At 47.9% G+C, this 509-nt stretch carries 1 pseudogene; it reads right to left on the bottom strand.

Annotation, left to right across the window (positions count from 1 at the left end):
- A pseudogene (locus tag ACMHKJ_RS19395) lies at positions 1 to 509 on the bottom strand (host specificity protein); the annotation flags it as partial.

The raw sequence follows: 509 nt of genomic DNA, 5'->3' as shown, positions 1-509 counted from the left end.
GTTCCTTTCTCCATGTCATATTCGGCTTTAATGGAGTTCTGAGCGCGGGCGTAGCTTTCATCTGCTGTGGCCTGTACTGCATCGAGGTGCTCAGCAAGCGCTTTGGTTTCCGTAACCACGTAGTTATCAACACGGATAATTTCAGTCTTCATCACACCATTTTCGCGTTGCAGATGTGTCCACTGTCCGTAGGTATTGTTCGCATTGTTGATAATGGCTTCAAAAGAATCAGCATCGTTATTGTTAAGCTCCTGAATGATTTTTGAATCCTCAAGAATGCCTTCAACTTCATCAATAACGGATGATGTATCAAACTCCGCTACGCCGCGCACAAACTCTGTCCACGGTGACTGATTACCGGTTTTGTCCACCAATCGCGCGCGGAAATAAAATGCGGTACCAGCGGCAAGCCCTGCGAGTTCGTGAGAGCGGGACGGGTACGGCACGTCTGCCAGCAGTAACAGATTTTCGCCGTCATTGGTTTTGCTGTACTGAATTTCGGTTTTCAG

The organism is Morganella psychrotolerans, assembly GCF_965118875.1.
Lineage (GTDB): Bacteria > Pseudomonadota > Gammaproteobacteria > Enterobacterales > Enterobacteriaceae > Morganella > Morganella psychrotolerans_C.
Note: the sequence above shows the minus strand (reverse complement) of the source record. Positions and strands in the feature narration are given on the sequence as shown.